Origin of the sequence: Stenotrophomonas sp. AS012628 (assembly GCF_010608305.1) — a bacterium.
Lineage (GTDB): Bacteria > Pseudomonadota > Gammaproteobacteria > Xanthomonadales > Xanthomonadaceae > Stenotrophomonas > Stenotrophomonas geniculata.
Window position 1 is genome coordinate 1 of the sequence record NZ_VMBJ01000156.1, and the last position, 262, is coordinate 262.

Here is a 262-nt window from a genome sequence, read left to right on the forward strand (position 1 = left end):
GTCCTGGTCGACGAGGCGGTTAGAATAGCCGTCACTTCACCGGCCATGCGACCCCTGACATGAGCGAACTGATCCTGTTGCACAATCCGCGCTGCTCGAAATCCCGCGCAGCGCTCGAACTGCTCGAAGCCCGCGGCCTGCAACCGCAGGTGGTGCGCTATCTGGAAACCCCGCCGAGCGCCGCCGAGCTGAAAGCGATCCTGGCCAAGCTCGGCATTCCCGCCCGCCAGTTGCTGCGGACCGGGGAGGACGAATACAAGGC

At 64.9% G+C, this 262-nt stretch carries 1 pseudogene; it reads left to right on the forward strand.

The window, feature by feature from the left end:
* Positions 1-59 precede the first annotated feature (59 nt).
* Positions 60-262, forward strand: a pseudogene (locus tag G5A07_RS21395) (arsenate reductase (glutaredoxin)); the annotation flags it as partial.